At 61.6% G+C, this 657-nt stretch carries 1 protein-coding gene; it reads left to right on the forward strand.

The annotated features are described in order from the left end of the window. A partial coding sequence (locus tag PU724_RS33860) for an IS630 family transposase (protein WP_426213843.1) occupies positions 1-657 on the forward strand: 657 nt, incomplete at both ends.

The raw sequence follows: 657 nt of genomic DNA on the forward strand, positions 1-657 counted from the left end.
TTCTCGAATCTCAGGTGCGCCGGCATAAAGCGCCACGCTCCTTGTCGGATCGATGCCGGATGATCCTTTTGTGCGCGCAGGGTTTGCAAAGCAAGGACGTTGCCGAACGCCTGGGGGTTCACGAGCACACGGTTGGCAAGTGGCGCCGCCGGTTCGTACAGGATGGTATTGAAGGGCTGACAGATGAATATCGTGCGGGTCGACCGCGAACTGTCTCCGATACCCAGGTTGCCCAGGTCGTCGAGCGTACGTTGAACACCACTCCTAAGGATGCCACGCACTGGTCCATCCGTTCGATGGCTGCCGACAGCGGCCTTTCGCATACCACCATCCGTCGGATCTGGACCGCGTTTGGCCTGCAGCCGCATCGTGCCGAGACATTCAAGCTCTCCTCTGATCCGCTCTTTGTCGACAAGGTGCAGGACATCGTCGGTCTTTACATGTCGCCTCCGGACCGGGCGGTCGTGCTTTGCGTGGATGAGAAGTCGCAAATCCAGGCCCTGGAGCGCGAGCAGCCTGTGCTGCCCATGGCGCCGGGCGTCGCCGAACGGCGCACCCATACCTATGTCCGCAACGGCACGACATCGCTGTTTGCCGCGCTAGATGTTGCCACCGGGGCGGTGATCGGTCAGTGCTACAAGCGTCACCGGGCCACCG

It is taken from the genome of Mesorhizobium abyssinicae, assembly GCF_049887195.1.
Classification (GTDB): domain Bacteria; phylum Pseudomonadota; class Alphaproteobacteria; order Rhizobiales; family Rhizobiaceae; genus Mesorhizobium; species Mesorhizobium abyssinicae.